Raw genomic sequence first — 19,129 nt, 5'->3', positions numbered from 1 at the left:
AGAGCGTCTACAGCCATCGAGTCGCTGAATATATGCTCTTGTCCGTCGTCATTTATTCAGGTACAGATGCTATGAAAATCAGTGCTCGCAATGTCTTGCAAGGCAAGGTTATCTCGATTGTCACGGGCCCGGTCAGCACGGAATTGACACTAGAAGTTGCCCCTGGTGTGAGAGTCACGTCCTCTATCACCTCAACGTCGGCCCAGTCCCTGGGATTGAAGGAGGGCGACAATGCGTATGCCGTCATTAAGGCGTCGTCGGTGATGGTTGCTGTGGATTGAACAGTTCTGCTGTCTAAGCAAAAAGGCTCCTGTAGGAGCCTTTCTGATCCAGCCAGTTCAGATCGATTGCATGCGCTAAGCTGAAAACTTCTTTCGCGAGTACAACGATCTCCAGACCGGCGCAGCGGATCGAACGGCGAGGTCTGCGCAGACAGCCTGCAGACATCAGGCGCCGGACAAGGGATCGCTGCGCTTCTGGATCCCGGGCGTTTGAGGTCCAATCAAGTCAGGTGGTCTTCCACAATCAACCAGCCCATGCTGCCAACACCATCATTGATGATGTCCAAGTGGTTGCCGCCCTCGTACACACGAATGTTTTGACCAACGAAGGCTTTGGGTGCAACGCGCTCAATATTGGACAGAACCAGTCTTATTTGCTCGCCAAGCTCAGAAAGCGACTTTTGAGAGTAGTCGATGTCGATAGCCTCGGCCAGCAGTCCATAGACAACTCTCTTTTTCCCCTCTTCAGGGAAAGAGAGCACCTTTGTATGCAAGAGCTCTGCATTCGAAAATTTGCGACCAGTGAGCTTTTCAAAAACTTCAATGCTTGGCAAAGTTCCCTCCTAGCGCAGCGTGACTCAATGTAACCAGCATAGTCGAGCGCATTGAAGAGATGCAAGCACCAAGAGCGCGTAGTTACGCTTACTTCATTAATGAAACCAGGACTGCAAACGACCCAGACCAGTCGCTGGAAAGCGTTTGTCAATCGTCCTCGGGTGCCTGATCCTGCCCGTGAAAGGCTTCCCATGCTGCTGCTTCCAGTTCACCGCCATCAGAGATGAGATTGCCGTCCTCATCATGAAGCGTATACGTTTGTTGCTCGCCTCCAATGCTCGCGGCGCCATCGAGTCCCAGCAGCAACGTATACATAGTGTCTCTCAGCACAGAATCCAGAATTGCTCGAAGTTGCTCGTGCTGCATGGGAGTAAGCCCTAGAGCCTCGATCCTCGCTGCGACCTCCGACTCTTCATGAGCATTCATGAAAGACAAAAGAAGTTCTGATTTGAGGTTGACCCAGTTTTCAACAAATTGTTTGGAGTCCATCGTCATATATCAGGATGAAATGATCAAAAAACCGCTATTGGCCGATTGAATCCCCGCCCATCGCAGTCATCGGCAGCGTCTAGGATGCTGAAGAAAAATTACGGCAAAAGTCGCGACTGGTGGCAACTCACTGCTAGCCAGCACTCTGTTTGCAGCTGTTCATTACAGCAAGCCTGAGCCAGGTCAACGCAGGGTCATTGTGCTTTCGCGTGTGCCAGGCTTGCTGGTATGCCATTTTCGGTAGTTGCAATTGGCGTGGAGGCGCAAACTGCCGCAGATTCTTGAATGAGCGCAGCGGGCCTACAGCACGACGGGCAATCGTCAGAACCAGATCGGTACCTGGCAGCAATTCAACCGCAGCGCTCCAGTGTGGCAAGGCCACCGCAATCCTCCTTTTGAGTCCCTTGGCGGCGAGTGCGCGCTCGATCTCGTCGTTCGCATCCGGCCTCAATGCCAGCATGACATGAGGGCGCGTCAGCCATTCCTCTAACGACAGTCCTCCTTTTTCCGGACTGACGGCCTTGTCTGCGAGACAGATGAAATCCTCTTCGAACAGTGTTTCGACCTGGATGCCTTGTGCAAGATCGGGAAAGATCCCCAGAGCCAGGTCCAATTCACCATCGGCTAGCTGTACCAGCATGGCATCCCGGCTGGCCTGACTGATGGCGAAGTCAAAGCCGGGCGCATGTTTGCGGACGTATCGCATCAGGTCCGGAAGTACCAGACGAGCCGCATAGTCGGACAGTGACAGCCTGAATCGTCGCTGCGCCTGCAGTGGATCGAACTGAGGTGTTCCCAGCAGAGTATTGAGGCTGCCCAAAGCCTCCGAGAGTGGTTGCAGCAGCGCATTGCCTCGGGCTGTCACCTCCAGCTTTCCCTGCTTGCGCACCAGCAATGGGTCATTGAAATGCTCGCGCAGCTGAGCTAGCGAATGACTCACTGCCGGTTGGCTCTTGTGCAGGCGCATGGCAGCCCTGGTCACGTGCTTCTCAGTCAGCAACGCGTGAAGTGCCAGCAGCAGATTGAGGTCGATACGACGTAGATCATCCATGTGAAGAATAGTACACGTGCATATAAACGATTTCCATAATTAATCCGTATGCGAGACCATTCAAACATTGCTTGTAGACGTTTGAAGGAGTGGCAGATATGAACAGCAAGATGGCATTGATGACGGTCGCCTCACTGGGCATGGCCTTGCTGGCGGGGGCCATCCTGCCTTTTCAGGCCGCAGCAAATGCCAACGTAGGCCGTGCTCTTGGTCACCCTTTCTGGGGGGCTGCCACATCGCTGGTGATCAGCCTGGCCGTGATGGTGCCCATGCTGATTCTGGTCAAAGCCCCCATGCCGAATTTCAGCAATGCGTTTCACGGTCCCTGGTGGTTGTGGATCGGCGGTGTCCTGGGGGCTGTTTACGTTGCCAGTGCTGCAGCCCTGATACCCAAACTGGGTGCCGGCGGATTTCTGGTCGCCGTGGTCGCAGGACAGATGGTCGTGGCGGTCTTGATCGATCACTTCGGTGTCATGGGGCTGGAGCCAAAGCCCATCAACGTCATGCGTTTGCTGGGTGTGCTCCTGATTCTTGGCGGGGTGTTCCTGATCCAGGGAGTGGGAGCAGCCAGGCCTGCCGCCACAGCGATCCCCGTCACCTCCAGCGTGGGCTTGGCGTGAGCACAAAAATAGTGATTGACCCACTGGCGCGGCACCAGTGCGCTGAACACTTCTCGAAAGAAAATGGAAATCAGCGCCTCACACCGAAATGCTCAATGCGAGCCCTTGGGTGGACATTGACGGCCCCATGTCGTAACTGCTTGACAAGATCAAGCACGCACGGGCCTTCCGATCGAAAAAAAGTCCCTGACGCTCGCCGAATGTTTGGGGTTCCATCACACCAAGTGCATACGATTAGGAGTATGCATGCCTGGAGCAGGAGATCGCGATGAGCAAATTCAGTATTCAGCACATTGATCACATCGTGTTGCGCGTCACCGACCTGGAGCACAGCATCCGCTTTTACCAAGTGGTCCTGGGCTGTACCTTGGTGAAGCGCCGCGAGGATCTGGGTATGGTTCACCTGCGAGCTGGTGCATCCATGATTGACCTGGTGGATGTTGAGGGCCCTTTAGGCCGTGCGGGGGGCGCTGCGGCCACAAGCGAGCGCAGAAACGTCGATCATTTTTGCCTGCGTATCGAGCCATTTGATGAGCAAGCCATCCTCTCCCACCTAGCTGGTCACGGTCTCGAGGCAGATAGGGCGGTGCGACGCTTTGGCGCTGACGGCATGGGCCTGTCCATCTACTGCAAAGACCCGGACGGCAATCAGCTTGAACTTAAAGGGCCTGCGAGCGCTGATTGACAGCTCAGGCGGCAGTCGGAACTCCCGGAGCGCTCGCTATGTCCGATCTGGCTGACCGAAAGACAGCCTTTGGCTGTGGATTCAAGCGATTGCGGCTGCCGCTGTCTGGCCCGCAAGAGACGCTCTCCCTTGCGACAAGTCGACACAGTCACTGTCCCTGCCATCTCAGGATGGGTTCGTTTGACCTTTAAACTAGCCGCATGAATCGACGTAGTCTGGTCTTATCCGCCCTGGCCGCAGGGTTTGCTCAAGTGACGGCAGCTGGCCCCCAGCTTCAAGAAATGACAGAGTGGTCTCGGTTTTTCACAGAAGCCGATGCGCAAGGCAGCATCGTTGTTCTCGATGCACGTGATAACTCAGAAACTACCCACGTCTACAACGTGTCGCGTTCCAGTCAGCGTTACTCGCCAGCCTCTACCTTCAAGATTCCGCACAGCCTGTTTGCGCTTGATGCAGGGCTGCTGCGTGACGAATTTCAGCTCATTCAATGGGATGGTGTGAAACGGCCTGAGGCGGCGTGGAACGTGGACCAGAATCTGCGCTCCGCGATGAGGAACTCCACCGTCTGGGTGTATGAGCGCTTCGCCAAGGAACTCGGCGATGCACGCGAGAGCGCCTATATGCGCAAGATTGGGTACGGCAATGCGGTCGCCACTGGCGACAAGCCATTCTGGGTTGAGGGCGACCTCGCCATCTCATCCTTCGAGCAGATTGCTTTCTTGCAACGGCTTTACCGCAATCAACTGCCTTTCCAGGTCGAGCACCAGCGGCTTGTGAAGGACGTGATGGTCAATGAAGCGGGGCCTGACTGGATACTGCGTGCAAAAACGGGCTGGACCGGAAAAATCGGCTGGTGGGTGGGCTGGGTAGAGTGGCCCAGCGGCCCCGTCTTCTTCGCCTTGAACATGGACACGCCCAACAGACTTGCCGACCTTGCCAAACGGCAAAGCATCACACGCAATGTTCTGCGCTCCATTAAGGCGCTACCCACTTCAGCATAGATCTGAACCGGGAGCAGAAGCCGGCAGGGCTGTGTCTTGAAGAGCTCTTGCGGCCGGTTCCTGCCTCCCGTTTGCATGTTCCAAAGGGACACTTGAGATGTGAGCCGACATTGATAGTCAGGCGGCGATCTCTCCGTTGCGGATCGCCACGCGAATGGCCTGCGCCGTCGTGGCAACGCCCAGGCGCTTGCGGATGCGGCGCAGGTGGTTTTCCACAGTGCGTTCGGACAGGCCGAGGGTTGCGGCAATCTCCGTCTGCCGCCGGCCGGCGGCCGTCCACGCAAGCACCTCGCGTTCGCGATCAGACAGGGTGCTGAGCTCCTCTTGTGGGGGCAGTTCCAGCAATCTGCGCGCTGTGCGGAATGCGGTTTGGGCGATCAACTCTAGCGCCAGCCGGGCCTGCGGCGAGGCATCAATGCGCTCGCCGCCCAGGCTCATCGCGCCTTCCAGCCCCAGGAGGCCGAATACAGGCACTTGCAGACCGTGGATACCCGGGCCCTGCGGCGCGCGGACGACGCTGTAACTCTCGCCCTGAGCGCCGTTCGTCTTGGTCCAGAAGAAGGGCTGGTTCGTCTCCAGGATATGGCGCGTCACCGGGCAGTGCCGCACGTAGGTTTCAGCATCGACAGGCGCGCCCGTGCCGAACCAGTCGCCTTCGATCCAGTAGATGCGCTCCACCGCATCGTCCCGAGCGCTGGAGGCTGAGAACAGCACAAAGCGGTCGTACCCTAGCGGCGCGCCGATAGCACGCACCGTATCCTGGATTGCGGCAAGGCTGCGGGCGCCCTCGATGGCGAGGGATCCCTGGAATGCCGCCTGCGCGATTGCGGTGCTCATCTCAGGCCGTGACTTCCTTGAGCAAGGTTTCGGCCGCGAGCTTGCCAAGCGCATTGCCAGCCAGAGGGCTGTCGCCGGTGATCAGCTGGCGGTCCCGGTGCACGGCACCCGAGATGCCGTCGTTGACGATCTCGAAACCCAGGGCCTTGAGCCTTTCGCCGAACTTCCAGGTCAGGTGACCCGGCATGTAGCCGATGGCCGGGGTCTGTGCATCGAGTGAGTCAGGGAAGGCACAGATCTTGTAGCCACGGTAGATATCGCTGTCGCCAACCGCGAGGAAGGCCGCAGGGCCGTGGCACAGGGAGATGACGAACCGGTTGTTGGCCGCCGCCCATTCCAGCACCTCGCCTACATCATGGCTGTCGGGGATGCCGATCAGCGCGCCATGCCCGCCAGGGACGAAGATGGCGGCGTACTGCTCCAGTCCTCGCTCAAGCACCGTAGACAGGCGCAGCGGCTCCTTGAATTGGGAGTGGTACTTGTTGAAGAAGCCCTTGACCGTCTCATCTTCCGAAGGCATTGCCCAGAACTCGAACTTGACAGGATTTCCCGACACCGTTGCCACATCGAACGCGAATCCCGCCTTGTCCAGGTGGTACATGGGCAGCAGCGTCTCGACCGGGTGGTTGCCGGTGGAGAAGAAGCTGCCGTTATCGGTCAGTAGGTAACGTTCGTCTGCGCCGATCATCAGGATCTTCTTGCTGCCTTGATAGGTTTTTGCGTAGTCGGCCCCGCTCAGGTCGGACTTGGGCGACGTGAACTGGCTGAGCGAGTAGGGGGAGGGAAAGAACGCATTGAGTTCGGCCGGATCGGGCTGCGGTTGCTTGTCGGGAGTCGATGGTTCAGCCATGGGGCACCTCTGGGATAGTTTGCGGAGTGCACAACAATGCGGCGGCAAGAAACCTGTGGCAATGAGGGATTTCCGTCAACGCGGGTCAGGCGAAGCCGGAGTTTTACTCCCGGTCTGTTTCAGGCTCGCACAGAACCAAAGTCGGAAGCCGAAACCTGGAGTCGCTCCGCCAATTTGCGTGTCTCAGTGGCTTCCCTAGCGATCCACGATCAGTGCAACGTGGTGTCCAGTCAGGTAGAGCGCTATTTCCGGCGCATCGAACTTCACCGTGACGGAGCCCAGAGGCACATCGTCTTCATTCGCGATACGGCTTACCACAAAATAGGACGGCGTCTTGTTCAGCCGGGCGATACCGAACGAATGGTCATTGCCGCCACGCAATGCATCGATCAGATAGGGACGGCCAGAGTAGATCATGCCCACGATGCTGTCAGGCTCGTCCTAGTTGCTGGCCGTTACCGTGTCGTCCGACATATTGTTCATGTAGATACGGGCATAGCGCAGATCGCTGCAGAGTTCATGCATGAAGTCGCCGACTTTACGCACCAGCGAATCCTGCGTGAATTGCGCTGCGCGCTGCTGGCGCGTGAGCCTGGACAGACTCGGCGGATCTTAGCGATACCGGGTGGTCAGCTGGATCACCGAGTCCTGGCGCACCACCATATTGGTCACACTCAGCATTTCCGTGAACAGCCGGTCCATGATGCGAGCCGTCGTCTTGGCTTCGTATTCGGCGCTGGCCGTCAAGCGGTCCAGCTCTGCACCCACGACTCGCTTGGACATCCACCACCCCGAACCAGCCACCAAGGTCAGCCACGCAACGGCCATTCCCAGCGTCGCCATGCGCACGGTGGATCGCATTGACTGCTTGCGCTGAGCTTGCTGCTGTAATGCCTTGCCCACGTACTCTCCCCAGGCCGTTTTGAACGCATGGTAACAAGTACGTCTGGAGCGAAAAGTCATCGGGGAAGCCGATGCCGCGGCCGGATGAGTCCTCTCCAGTGCATGGCCGCAGGTATGCGGCTAAACTAAGTCTGTATCAGTCGGAGTTATGCGATGAGTTTTTTGAGCGCAGGTGTCGAATATGGCTTGCACTGCATGCTGTACTTGGTTCACTCCGCCGAGCATGGCGTTGCGGAGGCCAGCACCCGTGACCTTGCAGATATGCAGGGCGTACCAGCGGAGTACGTCGCCAAGCTCTTTACCAAGCTGGGGCATGCTGGACTCGTACGTGCGGCAGAAGGGGTTCGCGGCGGCTTCTCCCTGGCGCGGCCAGCTGAGAAAATTACGGTGAAAGACGTCGTGGAGGCAATTGATGGCGTGAAGCCGGTGTTCGATTGCCGGGAGGTACGAGAGCGCTGTGCTGTTTTTGGCGAAGTCGCTCCCGCATGGGCCACACGTGGCACTTGTTCCATCCATGCAGTGATGGTGGGAGCAGAGAAGGCCATGCGCGACGAACTCGACCGGCACACGCTTGCGGACCTCGCAAGCCGAACCAGGTCCAAAGCGCCAGCGAGCCACGAAGCCAAAGTCATCGAATGGTTTGGTGCACGCTCGGCGGCTCGGCGCTCGACCTCTTAGTTTGGGATGTGAACGGATATCGGGACACGGTCCTCATGTAGAAGAGGCGCGAGGTCTCTTCCATCGATTGTCCTGCTTGGAGTTGCCAACACACCCCTTGATACCGCGTCGCTTTGCCTTGTCGTACTTCTGTACTGCCTGTGGCTTCGCGCCTCGTCTCAACCGCAAACCTTCGGTATGCCGGGGCGTGTCAGCCGTTCTCAGGCGACGACTATTCGCAGGGGGTCAGCCGACTCCAATGCTTCGGCACGATTCGCCGATGGGGGATAGATCCATTCGGTGTTGATTTTCTGCTTGAGCGCCTTTGCCTCCGCTCCAACCAGCTTGACCGAGCGCTCCCATCCTTCGGTATAGACCGCTCCCCAGGGGCCGAGGTCAAGGCAGGTCACATACTTTGGCTGACTATAAGGAATCGGAGCCAGCCCAAGCAGATCGGCGGCAACGTTGTGTCCAGCAGAGCGGCCGAGATTCATTGCATGCTGGCACGACATCATGGCTACATGACCTTGATCGTCAGTCGCGGCGTAGGCGACATCTCCCGTTGCATAGATGGTTGGCACCGCCTTCACGCGCAAATCATGGTCAACGTGCAATCGACCGTATGCGTCCCGCTCTCCCGGGATTTGCGATGTGAGTTCATTCGCCCGGGCGCCTGCTGTCCACACGACCGTGCTTGCATCGATGCGCTGACCGGCCGATGTGACCAATCCATGCTCATCGATAGCGGTCACACCAGCACCCAGAACCGCAGTTACGCCGAGTTCTGCGAGCGCCTGTTCGATCACCGGCCGCGGGCCCGGCCCGAGGTCGGGTCCAATGTCGCTGTTGCGTTCGACAATCACGACATTCACTGCTGCGCTTTCGCCCAGGGCCGCACGTAGCCGGGCAGGCATCTCTGCAGCAGTCTCGATTCCGGTAAAGCCGCCCCCGACAACGACAAGGGTACGCCTGGCTTCTGTGTCGGGCTGGCTGCGAAGGCTCTGAATGTGCGCTTCAAGAGCCGCCGCTTCATCCACCTGATCCACGCTGAAGGCGTATCTGGTGAGCCCCGGAATATCGGGTCGGAAGAGCTTGCTCCCGGCTGCAAGCACTAGGCGGTCATAGGACAGCTGAGCATCCTGCCCCTGCGCCTTGACGACAACTTGCTGCTGCTGCACGTCAATTTTTTCGACGCTTCCTTGCATGAACCTCACGCCGACGGCATCAAGCAACTCAGTTAGCTTGACCCGCATGGTGTTTGGGGCTTCCTCGTACAAGCGAGGTCGAACATGTAGCTCAGGCTGGGGGGCCACAAGCACAACTTCAATATCGGAACGCTTTTGCATGTCCAGGACGCGCGCCGCAGCAAGGGCGCTCCACATGCCAGCAAAGCCTGCACCAACAATCACGATGCGTTGAGTATTCACAGATTCACCTTCATCCCACGTATCACGGCATGCTCGGTTGGCCTGTTGGCTCACCGAGGTCCGGTAGGAGTGTCGACAACTGGCGCGCAGGAGACCGCCTTGGCTCGGCAGACTGGAAGTCGCCGGTCGAACACATAACTCCGACAATCATAGTCGTAGTTATGTGAGAGCACATCAAATGGAAGATTCCCGGCCAAAGATTGAGGATTTCAGCTGTTGCAATAGAGATGCAAAGGACGCCGCGAGTGAAGGGCGCACGAGTGATCGCCGGTGTGCCTGGTGCGGGTTGACCTTGCTCCCTGCAAAGTGGATTTCTTCACCCTGTTCAAGAAACGACAAAGGGATAAGCAATGGCAGCAAGTCGGTGCGTAGCACACGCTTGAAATTCAAGCCACCAGACGCATGCCAGGTCCGTGGTGGGCAATCGCAACCGGTGGTCGTAGCGATTCAGGGCATTCCAAGGCCAGCCAGAGCGGTGAGGGCGCTTACAAAGCCGGATTAGTCGATGGTTGAAGCGGCTGGATGCGACCGCATTGAGGGAGCTCCCGAAGGGGAGCCGTTTTTCCCGAGTACTTAAACCACCGCAGCGCTGAACGGCTCGGGCCTTCTCGCCAGCAGATGAGACAGCCTTTGAAGGCCCGTCTGCAAGCGTCTGCGGTCCTTGATGCTGCCCAACGAGATACGAATGGCATTGACGGAGTCGCTGCTGGCGGCACTAGTTGTGAATGCCTCCGCCGGCGTGACTGCGATACCCTCGCTGCCGGCTGCACGCGCAAGCTGTGAGGAGCTCCAATACCCTGGCAACTCGAGCCATACATGAAGGCCGTCTCCAGTGCCGCTGTACCTCCCCGCAAGAATATCCCTGGCCATCCAGTGGCGCAGACGCGCCTCCTTACGTACGCCTTCCATCAACGCGGCAGCCGAGCCGTCGAGGATCCACTGTGTGGCCAGTGCGGCCGTCAGAGGTGCGACCATCAGCGCAAATGACCTGAGCGCGACCAGAAAACGTTCTCGTTCATACTGGTCACGTATGAGCACGAAGGCGACACGCAAGCCGGGCGTCAGGCATTTCGACAGGGTCGAGATGTAGGACACCTGTTCCGGGGCAAACGTGGCAATAGGTGGTGGCGGTGCATCGGCAAGCAGCCAGTAGGGGTCATCTTCGACGATGCGTACAGTGCAGCGCTTGGCGATTTTGGCGAGCTCCTTGCGCCGGCGCTCCGGAATGGTGATGGCGGTCGGGTTCTGCAATGTAGGGTTGAGGTAGACCAGCCCAGGCAGGTGCTGATGGCATGCCTGCTCCAGCATCTCGGGCACCATCCCGTGCTGATCCGCTTCCACCGCAACGATGCGTCGGCCGAACTGGGTCGCAGCAGTACGCAGGCCCGGATAACTTGCTGGCTCTGCTAGTATCACATCGCCAGGCTTCGTCAGCGCCAAGATCAATGCGGCAATTGCTGCTTGCGCGCCCGGACAGACAACAACCTGCGCTGAATCCAGGGATCCAAACATCGGCTCCAGCCATCTGGCTCCTGCCTTACGGTCGGAGTCGCTTCCTCCGCCCAGGTGGTAAGTCATCAGCAATGCGGTGTCTGCCCCCATCATTACCTGAGAAAGGCCTTGTTTCAGCAGGTCGTCGAAGTCCACGCCAGCGGGTGGGGGCGGTGTGTTCATGCTCAGGTCGAGGACCGAGGTCAGCTCAACTTTCGGTGCCGCGACATAGGTACCTCGCGCGCCGCGGCCCTCCAGCAGATGGCGGCGTCTGGCTTCGTCGTATGCGCGCGTGACCGTCGTCAGGTCGAGGTTCAGCTGTGCTGCCAGCTGGCGCTGCGGAGGCAGACGATCACCCGGTTTGAGCGATCCGTCAGCCATTGCCGCCTGCAAGGCATCCGCAATCTGCAAGAAGCGCGGCCCGCCATGCACGGCCAATCGCGGCAGCCAAACTGGCAAACTGTCATCTTGTATGGTTTTCATACGCAGACATTTTGTCTCAATGTATGGAAATTGCTTTTAAGTAATATGCCTCAGAGCGTGTGGCGATCCCATTCTTGTATGGCAATCGCCGACGTTTTCGCCTCTCTCCTTCGGGAGGCGGTGTTCCTCACGATAGACAGTGTCAAGTCATAGCTGGAAAATCTCAAAATGATCGATTGGGTCCCTGTAATCTTTGTTACGTTCAAGGTTCTCATCTTCGGTGCGTGCATGTTCTTCGCCATCAAGTGGCATTACGACCAAGGAAAGAAGGGCATGGACAGGCGCGCGTTGCTGCGCACGGGAAGCAAGGTCGCTGCCGCCTTCATGCTGGCGCTGCTGTGTGTGCTGCTGTTCACCTTCGGCCTTGCCAAGATGCTCGGTATGGACTTGAGCCTCCCATGACTGCAAAGGCTGGTCGGCCGATATCCAGTCATGCAATGAACCTTGCACTCATCGCACGACCGTAACTTGTTGCCTTATCGACGGTGGCAATCTGCCTTGCTTCGCTGTTGCAGACTACCTTTGGCTCCAGGCATTCGGTAGATCACTTGCTTCGGATGACGAGGTCGCTCAATGCTCCACCGTCAGACTGGCCCTGCTTTTCCGGGCCAGCTCGACAAAAGCCAAGGCAGCGGGCGAGAGCTTGTCAAAGCTCAGCGCGGCTAACGCGATTTTCCGGCGACAACGGGGCTTTAACGGGCGGTAGACAACATCTACCGGGGACTCGGGCAGAGCCAGGCGTGCGGCAATGGTGACTGCCTCGCCTTGCGCTACAAAGCCCATCATTGAAGTGAGCTGCTCAAACCTGAACAGGGTTCTGGGTACGGCGCCCTGGCTGGCCAAAAATGCATCGATATGGGGACCCGAGCCTGCGCTGGTGCGGATAAAGGGCTGTCCATGAAAGCTCATGGCGCCAATGGCTGATTGGGACGCCAGGGGGTGCGCAGCGGGCAGCACCGCCACCAGCTCGTCTTCGGCCAGGGGCAGGGTATCGAAGCGCTCGTCGGGCAAGGCGACGAAGCCCAGTTCCACGCGCCGTTCCAGCAACCACTGAACGACAGTGCTGTCTACGGCCTCCTCAATGTGCACCTCGACCAGGGGGTGCTTCTGCTGAAAACGTGCCAGGAGGCTCGGCAGCAGACGCAGCGACGAGGTGGCGCCAAAAGATGCAATGCGCAAGTTGCCCCGGGCAATGCCATGCTCCGCGTCGGCTTCCTGCTGCAATGCCTCTTTTTGCTGAAGGATGTCATTGGCGCGGCTCAGTAGCCTGACGCCCACTTCGGTCAGTGCTGCCGCAGCCCCTTCGCGCTTGAAAAGCGTGACGCCCAGTTCTGTCTCCAACTGCTTGATGGCATGGCTGACGCCGCTCTGGGAAATACCGAGCACACCCGCTGCGCGCGAGAAGCTGCCGACCCGGGCGAGTGCTGCAAAGACTTCGAGTTGCGTGAATGTCATGAGCTTTTACTCATTCGACGATGAATTCTGATTATCAGATAGTAACGTCTCATGAACACATTACGAACCTCCACCCATCTGGGATTGATTGGCATGGCTGTCCTGTGGGGCGCTTCCTGGCCCTGGGGACGCATTGTCGCGCAAGCCATGCCTCCATTGGCTGCGGCCAGCCTGCGCTTCTTTCTGGCCGGGCTCCTGCTGGTGCTGTGGCTGTACCGCAGCGGGCGCATGGGTGCATTGCGTGTCCTGGGGCCTCGCCAATGGGCGGGCCTGGCCTGTGCTTCTGCCGTAGGTGTGCTGGGCTACTCCGTGTTCTTCTTGCAGGCACTCAAGACCGTGCCTGCGGGTAAGGCGGCCATGGTGGTGGCGCTCAACCCGGTTCTGACCATGCTGTTCGCAGCGCTGCTGTTTCGTGAACGCGTGAACGCCATCATGTGCCTGGGGTTGGGGCTGGCCGTAACGGGCGCCCTGTATGCGCTGAGTGGCGGCGCTTTGGGGGATCTGGTGTCTTCCTCGTCCGGCGTGGGTGAGTGGCTGCTGCTTGGCTGCGCCGCATGCTGGGTTGCCTATACCCTGATAGGGCGCATCGTTCTGATCCGCGTGGATGCGCTGACCACGACGACGGCGACCGCACTCATTGGCGCTGCTCTTCTTCTTATGGCCAGCATTGCTCTGGAGGGCTCGTCCGCCTGGACTGGCCTGGCAAAAGCACCTGCCATCGCCTGGTACAGCGTTGTGGCCCTGGCCCTGGGCGCTACGGCATTGGCTTACGCCTGGTACTTGAAGGGCGTCCAGGAGCTGGGTGCTGGCGTCGCAGCCGCGTATATGTCCCTGGTGCCGTTGTTTGGCATGCTGCTGTCCAGCTTCTGGCTGGGAGAGCCCGTTACCAGCTCGCTGCTGGGAGGCGGCGCTACGGCCATCTTCGGCATGTTGTTGATGAATATCGGGCGCATACGACTGGAGAGAACCTCTCACTCGGCGACTGCCTGATCCGGGTCGAGTGCTGCTTCTTTCGGCCAGGAGCAGACCTCGACTGATATATTCAAATGCAATAACACTTGAGAAACCATCATGCCTGGCTTTGAGAATTGGCTTGCTTTCGGCCTTGTTTCCCTTGGAATGGTCCTCACTCCAGGACCAAACATGGTTTACTTGATTTCCCGATCGATATGCCAGGGGCGTGTCGCCGGGCTTATCTCCTTGGGGGGAGTTGCTCTCGGTTTCGTGTTCTACATGATGTGCGCGGCACTGGGCATTACGGCGATCGTCATGGCGGTGCCGTATGCCTACGATGCGTTGCGCATTGGCGGAGCTCTGTACTTGATCTATCTGGCATGGCAAGCCGTCAAGCCGGGCGGTCGCTCTCCGTTTGAGGTCAGGAACCTTCCGCAGGACGGCCCAAAGAAGCTGTTCCTGATGGGTTTCCTGACCAATCTTCTCAACCCGAAGATCGCCGTGATGTATCTGTCACTGCTGCCTCAGTTCATCAGCCCTGAACACGGCAGTGTGCTCTCTCAATCCCTGGTTCTGGGCTTCACCCAGATTGTGATCAGCGTCAGTGTGAACGCCGCGATTGCCATGCTTGCAGGCTCGATAGCAGTATTTCTTTCCGCCCGTCCGAAATGGATCATGGTCCAGCGATGGCTGATGGGAACAGTCCTCGCCAGCTTGGCCGTTCGTATGTTGACCGAAACAAGGAAATAGCACCTTGCCGAACTGCCTTGGGACGTATTGCGACAGTCATAGATGGACCATTTGCGGCCCTTCACACATCTCAGAGGCGTTCACCGAGAGATGACGCCATCACCGAACGTTGCACGCCTTGCCCTTGGGGCGGCTGGTATGACCCGGCAGACCCAAGGTTTGCGGTTGGGACGAGGCGCGAAGCCACAGACAGTACAGAAGTACGACAAAGTGAACGACGTATCAAGGGCGGTGTTGGCGGCTCTTGGATGCGGCAGCACGCTGTCACCAGCACATTGCGCGGATCGCCGTAGACGCCTGTGCCATAAGAGCCCAGGCCCGGCATATAGGTCTTGTCGAACAGGTTGTTCACATTGACCGACATCGACCAGTGTTTGTCCATCTCGTAACGTGCCATCAGTCCCACCACGGCATAGGAAGGCTGGGGGGGCGCGCCAGTACGGAGCGCTGGGCTGCTGGTAATACGTTTCGGTTTGCCAGGTGACATTGCCACCCACGGTCCAGCGCGACCAGTCACCTTGGAGGCGGTAGGTGGTGCCTAGCTTGAGCAGGTCACCATCGCTTAGTTGGTGAAATTGAAATTCCTTTGCATAGAGCGAAAGTAACGTGGCGCTAATTTATCGCATTACAGCCTGCTGATTTATCGCGCCGCGCTTCACACGATGGGGCACTACGTTTGCATCATGGCGCTCATTGCGCGCAGTGAAATCGCCACAGGAGCGTTGCCGCCCGCTGTAGGCCAGAAGCTGTCCTGAGCCGGCAATAAATTTTCAGGATACGCGAACGAATTGCTGCTCGGTCACTGTGCTTCCCCACTGCGCCCCTTGCTCCTCCTTCTGCAGCTTGAAGCCAAAAGACTCATACAGCTTGCGAGCTGCGTCCAACCCCCTGAATGTCCAAAGATGGACTTCACGGAACCCACGTATATCGCAGAATGTCATCGCCTCTGTCATCAACAGCCTGCCGACACCGCTACCGCGACAGCCATCGTCCAAGATGAACCATCGCAGATGGGCCCTGTTGTCCCCCAGGTCCTGCCCGTCTATCGCGAGCGAACCAACAATTCGGTCATTGAGCAGAGCGGTCCACACCCTATTGCATGGCTCGTTCAACCGTCCGGCGAACTCAGCCGCTCCGCTTGCAACCTGGCTCTCGAAAAACTGCCCGAAATTGGAGTGCTTCGAGTAGAACGCCGCATGCATTTCGGCAATGCGTCCAACCAGTCCGGGGCGATATCCTGCGCTGACAGTGATTGGGCTTTGCTGTTTTTCTGCCATATTCAAGCGGTGGGCTTTAAGCGCTCCTGCATATGCAGACAAGCCCTGTGCAACCGCTTGTTGCTGGGAGCGATTGAGGTGCTGAAACGCACTTTGCACCTGCATCTGGCCATAGGAGTGAATCTGCCTGACTGTGCTGTGCCCCTGGGCAGTCAACTGCAATAGCTTGAAACGGCCGTCATCGACAGCAGCCACTTCCTTGATCTCTCCTGCTGCAACCAGCTTCGCAAGCATTCGGCTGACGCTTGACTTCTCCAGCCCCAAAAGCTGCACAAGTTGAACTGAGGTCATGCCTTCATGGGCGTCGATTTCAAGCAATGCATGCACAGCCGATGCCGAGTAATCAGTTGTGGCCAGTGTCGGCTGCATGAAGCCGAGCTCTCTTACCAGGGTGCGGGAGTCGGCTCGAATCGAGTCAATTTCAGACATGGTGTTGGTCATTTGTGCCCTCAAGCAATCAATATCGGTTGTAATCTACAACTATATAGTTGTAATGAGCAACTGATTTGTGCTGCAGCCTATCCTGGGTAGATGGCTGCCCATTGCCAGATACAGCACGCCAGCCATTCCATCGCGGAATGTCAGTCAAGGCGCCCATGTTGATTTCCATGTAGAACTGACTGCCGGAGGGCTAGTGGGTCACTTCTGGGCGGATATCAACCGCCTGGCAGAGGTTGCAGAGCGTCTTAGCCGTAGCGTCAAGACAGTCAGTTCGCAGAATATGACCGCGATGCGCAAGCTCAAGGCGAAGTTCAATCAGGAGCTGATGGCGTTTTGTCAGAATAGTGGCGTGTTTTAGCAATGAGATGAGGTCGCTTGCCATGGTGCCCGCCAACCGGTTATGAGGTGGGTTCGACTCTGGGTACTGTTCCTGCACCGGCCCCGGATCTCTGTCCACGACAAAACGCCTTCAGCAGGCCTTCATAAGCTCTTCATGAGTCCTTTTTCAGAGTGTGCGGAGAGCTTTCCAATGAAGGTCTCCTGCGCTGCACGCTCAATTCAGGCTTCTCTAGCAAAGGCTGGTCGGTTCAGACCGCCATCGCATCAACACCTGCGTGCCTCCACCATAGCGGGGTTGGATGTGAAGGTCGCCGCCGATGTTTCGCATGCGATGAAACATGTTGATGACGCCTTGCCCGGACTTGCCGGGGTTGTTGAGCACAGCTCGAAGATCGAAGCCCTTGCCGTTGTCTTCTATGCTCAGATACCAGTCCCAGCCGAAGCTCTGCAGATCGCCTTGTTGATAGGGCTCCAGGGTCAGCCACATCTCGGTTGCATGGGCGTGCTCTATGGCGTTGCTTATGCCGGCCTGAACGACGGCCAGGATTTCATGCGCAACGCGGTCTCTGGGAAGCGGCAGCGTTGTCTGCTGGCCGACCCCGAGCTCAGGGTCGGTCAACTGCCAGTGCAGTACAAGGCCTTTTCTTTGAAGCGCGGGCTCCAGCCGGTAACGCAATCGCGCCAGGCGCATGGCCAGGTTGTCGGATTGCGCATCCATGGAGTCGACGATCAGGCGCAGGTCCAGCAGCGATTGCTCAAGGACTTTTCTGGCAGGGCCATCTTCAACCGAGGACTGTGAGTTCATCAGGTTCAAGGCCTCTACCAACTGGCTGCCTAGGGTGTCGTGCAGGTCTGACGCGATGCGCTTGCGCTCTTCCTGGACTTCTTTTGAGGGTTGGGCACTGACGCGCAGCCTGGCCTTGATGAGACGATAGATTCGAGGAATGTAGCGAAGCGAGATAAGCAATCCGCTCAAAGCCACCAAAATACTGAAGACAAAAAACCAATTCTGATCTCGCAGTGGTGTGAGAAAACACCAGCTTAGTATGGTAATGGTCTGAAGGAAAACGGTTGTTGCCCTCCAACCGATATTTCTCAGTGATTCCATATGCTTGCCATCTCGGGCTATAGATATAGAAAATGCCTTCAAATTTATATCAGCCCACGCAAAGAGGCGGCTTTCACAGCATGAGCTCTTGTCTTGGCCTGCAATTTTCGGTACATGTTCTTTACATGCGTGGATACGGTCAATGTGCTTATCTTGAGGTGCGTGGATATTTCAGGAGAGCTGTAGCCGCAGGCAATGAGTTTCAGTATTTCTATTTCTCGCTCAGAAAGTTTCTCTTCCTTGGTGAGGCTTGACGCCGGAACGACATAAGTTTGTGATCTGCTGACCAGCGACAGGATTTTCTTGGCAAGAGATGGGGTAATGGATGCACCGCCATTGGCCACTTGCAATACAGCTTGTGCGTAGTCGCCAAACCAGGAGTTTTTCAGCAAATAGCCTACAGCACCTTTCTCGAAAGCCTGAAAGACCTTTTCATCTCTTTCAGTTACCGAGACGATAATGCTTTGCACATGTGGGTGTGTGCCCTGGACAAGTTCAAGCAAATCCAGACCTTCGCCGTCGCCCAGGTTGAGATCAATCATCAGAACGTCGAAGTCGTGCTGCTGAATGCTCTTGCGTGCCTCACGCAGGCTGCAGGCATGCCCAACCAGCAGGGTTCTTGAGTCGCCCATCAGATCCTGGGCAATCACTCTGCGGATATGGCTGTCGTCGTCCACCAGAAAGACGCGAACGGGCTGCTCTCGCTGGCCCACCATGTGCCCTGGCCACATCGAGTGGCTAAGCGATGGAGGGGCGTCATTTTGATGGGTGAACAAGGGCGGGCAAGATGAAGTCTGGACGGCTTGCATAGATGGCTCCCAACGAAAAGACCAGGGGGCTTGAATACTCTAGGAAACTAATTAGTGCTCATTGGGAAATCCATAGAAAATGTCAAATAATGTCAATTTTTACTGAATTTACAAAATGAATCCTGGGAAATGGGTAGTTGCTTGATGTTGTGTTTGTTGAGTTGTGTTATTAACATAATTAATTGATTTAACTTCGTTAATTGAATTTTTAAATCAATATGAAATTGAAATAAATCATCGCTAATTTTGTGCTATCTGCATTGTTGGGTTGGCTATCGATGGCGTATTTGAATTATTAATTTGGCGTATTTGTTGGGCAATATTTTTTAGAGATTAAGGTGAGTATTTTTTGATGATATGAAATATTCCAATTGATATCTGATACGCCGAATTTTTATTGATTAGCGATTGGAAGAAAAGAAGAAAAGTAATTTTCAGACCTTCCATTTCGAGGAATCAATTCTGGACAGAATCTGGTTTTGAGCGAGTGGACGATATTCAAGGCCTGAGGGGGCCGTGTCGGGTCATTGCCATTACGTGACGGGCCTATTGACGAAATGCCTTCAGTAGCTTGGGAAATTGCCATTCAGCAATGGTATGAATAATCGCTGATTGTCGTGGCGGTTATTGCATCGCCCGGTATTGCCTGGAACCGAGAACACAACC

The 19,129-nt window shown here is 56.9% G+C and carries 21 protein-coding genes and 1 pseudogene; 9 read left to right on the top strand and 13 right to left on the bottom strand.

Annotation, left to right across the window (positions count from 1 at the left end; translation table 11 throughout):
- Positions 1–32 precede the first annotated feature (32 nt).
- Positions 33–281, top strand: coding sequence for a molybdopterin-binding protein (locus DFO48_RS14730; RefSeq protein ID WP_370449583.1), 249 nt, complete (start codon positions 33–35; stop codon positions 279–281).
- A gap of 221 nt (positions 282–502) precedes the next feature.
- Here DFO48_RS14730 and DFO48_RS14725 read toward each other — a convergent pair whose 3' ends face one another.
- From DFO48_RS14725 to DFO48_RS14715, 3 genes are all read right to left on the bottom strand, one after another.
- Positions 503–835, bottom strand: coding sequence for a hypothetical protein (locus tag DFO48_RS14725; protein ID WP_114863878.1), 333 nt, complete (start codon positions 833–835; stop codon positions 503–505).
- 148 nt (positions 836–983) lie between these two features.
- Positions 984–1,325 carry a hypothetical protein gene (locus tag DFO48_RS14720; protein ID WP_114864245.1) on the bottom strand — a complete coding sequence of 114 codons (342 nt, stop codon included), beginning with the start codon at positions 1,323–1,325 and terminating at the stop codon, positions 984–986.
- A gap of 133 nt (positions 1,326–1,458) precedes the next feature.
- Complete coding sequence (locus tag DFO48_RS14715; protein ID WP_114863877.1) at positions 1,459–2,376, bottom strand: LysR substrate-binding domain-containing protein; 918 nt, start codon at positions 2,374–2,376, stop codon at positions 1,459–1,461.
- Between the two features lie 98 nt (positions 2,377–2,474).
- Here DFO48_RS14715 and DFO48_RS14710 point away from each other — a divergent pair, with 98 nt between their 5' ends.
- From DFO48_RS14710 to blaOXA, 3 genes are all read left to right on the top strand, one after another.
- Positions 2,475–2,996, top strand: a complete 522-nt coding sequence (locus DFO48_RS14710; protein ID WP_114863876.1) for a DMT family transporter — start codon at positions 2,475–2,477, stop codon at positions 2,994–2,996.
- 268 nt (positions 2,997–3,264) lie between these two features.
- Positions 3,265–3,681 carry a VOC family protein gene (locus tag DFO48_RS14705; protein WP_114863875.1) on the top strand — a complete coding sequence of 139 codons (417 nt, stop codon included), beginning with the start codon at positions 3,265–3,267 and terminating at the stop codon, positions 3,679–3,681.
- A 200-nt stretch (positions 3,682–3,881) separates the two neighbouring features.
- Positions 3,882–4,682, top strand: a complete 801-nt coding sequence (gene blaOXA, locus DFO48_RS14700) for a class D beta-lactamase (RefSeq protein WP_255413098.1) — start codon at positions 3,882–3,884, stop codon at positions 4,680–4,682.
- Between the two features lie 117 nt (positions 4,683–4,799).
- On the opposite strand, the gene DFO48_RS14695 is transcribed toward blaOXA, so the two are convergent.
- The 3 genes and pseudogenes from DFO48_RS14695 to DFO48_RS14685 all read right to left on the bottom strand — a co-directional run.
- The gene (locus DFO48_RS14695; protein WP_114863873.1) at positions 4,800–5,519 is read right to left on the bottom strand and encodes a PA1136 family autoinducer-binding transcriptional regulator; all 720 of its coding nucleotides are present in this window, start codon (positions 5,517–5,519) and stop codon (positions 4,800–4,802) included.
- A 1-nt stretch (position 5,520) separates the two neighbouring features.
- Entirely contained in the window at positions 5,521–6,369 is an 849-nt protein-coding gene (hchA, locus tag DFO48_RS14690; protein WP_114863872.1) for a glyoxalase III HchA, read from the bottom strand.
- A gap of 198 nt (positions 6,370–6,567) precedes the next feature.
- A pseudogene (locus tag DFO48_RS14685) lies at positions 6,568–7,230 on the bottom strand (GGDEF domain-containing protein); the annotation flags it as partial.
- Positions 7,231–7,425: 195 nt separating this feature from the next.
- On the opposite strand from DFO48_RS14685, the gene DFO48_RS14680 reads away from it, so the two are divergent.
- Entirely contained in the window at positions 7,426–7,950 is a 525-nt protein-coding gene (locus DFO48_RS14680; RefSeq protein WP_114863871.1) for an Rrf2 family transcriptional regulator, read from the top strand.
- Positions 7,951–8,150: 200 nt separating this feature from the next.
- Here DFO48_RS14680 and DFO48_RS14675 read toward each other — a convergent pair whose 3' ends face one another.
- Together DFO48_RS14675 and DFO48_RS14670 are read right to left on the bottom strand one after the other, a co-directional pair.
- Positions 8,151–9,356 carry an NAD(P)/FAD-dependent oxidoreductase gene (locus DFO48_RS14675; RefSeq protein ID WP_114863870.1) on the bottom strand — a complete coding sequence of 402 codons (1,206 nt, stop codon included), beginning with the start codon at positions 9,354–9,356 and terminating at the stop codon, positions 8,151–8,153.
- A gap of 573 nt (positions 9,357–9,929) precedes the next feature.
- Positions 9,930–11,330, bottom strand: coding sequence for a PLP-dependent aminotransferase family protein (locus DFO48_RS14670; protein WP_199407005.1), 1,401 nt, complete (start codon positions 11,328–11,330; stop codon positions 9,930–9,932).
- 168 nt (positions 11,331–11,498) lie between these two features.
- Here DFO48_RS14670 and DFO48_RS14665 point away from each other — a divergent pair, with 168 nt between their 5' ends.
- Positions 11,499–11,732 (top strand): hypothetical protein, encoded by a 234-nt coding sequence (locus DFO48_RS14665; RefSeq protein ID WP_114863869.1) that lies wholly within the window; start codon positions 11,499–11,501, stop codon positions 11,730–11,732.
- A 168-nt stretch (positions 11,733–11,900) separates the two neighbouring features.
- Here the strand turns inward: DFO48_RS14665 and DFO48_RS14660 are convergent, their stop codons facing one another.
- A complete protein-coding gene (locus tag DFO48_RS14660) occupies positions 11,901–12,785 on the bottom strand; it encodes a LysR family transcriptional regulator (protein ID WP_114863868.1) in 885 nt (294 codons plus the stop codon).
- Between the two features lie 51 nt (positions 12,786–12,836).
- Here DFO48_RS14660 and DFO48_RS14655 point away from each other — a divergent pair, with 51 nt between their 5' ends.
- Positions 12,837–13,775, top strand: a complete 939-nt coding sequence (locus DFO48_RS14655; RefSeq protein ID WP_034348739.1) for a DMT family transporter — start codon at positions 12,837–12,839, stop codon at positions 13,773–13,775.
- A gap of 81 nt (positions 13,776–13,856) precedes the next feature.
- Positions 13,857–14,489, top strand: coding sequence for a LysE family translocator (locus DFO48_RS14650; RefSeq protein ID WP_114863867.1), 633 nt, complete (start codon positions 13,857–13,859; stop codon positions 14,487–14,489).
- Between the two features lie 70 nt (positions 14,490–14,559).
- Here DFO48_RS14650 and DFO48_RS25635 read toward each other — a convergent pair whose 3' ends face one another.
- Together DFO48_RS25635 and DFO48_RS14640 are read right to left on the bottom strand one after the other, a co-directional pair.
- On the bottom strand, positions 14,560–14,886 hold the full coding sequence (locus DFO48_RS25635) for a TonB-dependent receptor (protein ID WP_233506403.1): 327 nt from the start codon (positions 14,884–14,886) through the stop codon (positions 14,560–14,562).
- A gap of 373 nt (positions 14,887–15,259) precedes the next feature.
- Positions 15,260–16,207 (bottom strand): bifunctional helix-turn-helix transcriptional regulator/GNAT family N-acetyltransferase, encoded by a 948-nt coding sequence (locus DFO48_RS14640; protein ID WP_114863866.1) that lies wholly within the window; start codon positions 16,205–16,207, stop codon positions 15,260–15,262.
- 67 nt (positions 16,208–16,274) lie between these two features.
- On the opposite strand from DFO48_RS14640, the gene DFO48_RS25630 reads away from it, so the two are divergent.
- Positions 16,275–16,565 carry a hypothetical protein gene (locus tag DFO48_RS25630; RefSeq protein ID WP_233506402.1) on the top strand — a complete coding sequence of 97 codons (291 nt, stop codon included), beginning with the start codon at positions 16,275–16,277 and terminating at the stop codon, positions 16,563–16,565.
- Positions 16,566–16,775: 210 nt separating this feature from the next.
- On the opposite strand, the gene DFO48_RS14630 is transcribed toward DFO48_RS25630, so the two are convergent.
- Entirely contained in the window at positions 16,776–17,654 is an 879-nt protein-coding gene (locus DFO48_RS14630) for a sensor histidine kinase (protein WP_114863865.1), read from the bottom strand.
- A gap of 44 nt (positions 17,655–17,698) precedes the next feature.
- Entirely contained in the window at positions 17,699–18,370 is a 672-nt protein-coding gene (locus tag DFO48_RS14625) for a response regulator transcription factor (protein ID WP_003076090.1), read from the bottom strand.
- Positions 18,371–19,129 lie beyond the last annotated feature (759 nt).

This window comes from Comamonas sp. AG1104 (assembly GCF_003350425.1).
Lineage (GTDB): Bacteria > Pseudomonadota > Gammaproteobacteria > Burkholderiales > Burkholderiaceae_C > Comamonas > Comamonas testosteroni.
Note: the sequence above shows the minus strand (reverse complement) of the source record. Positions and strands in the feature narration are given on the sequence as shown.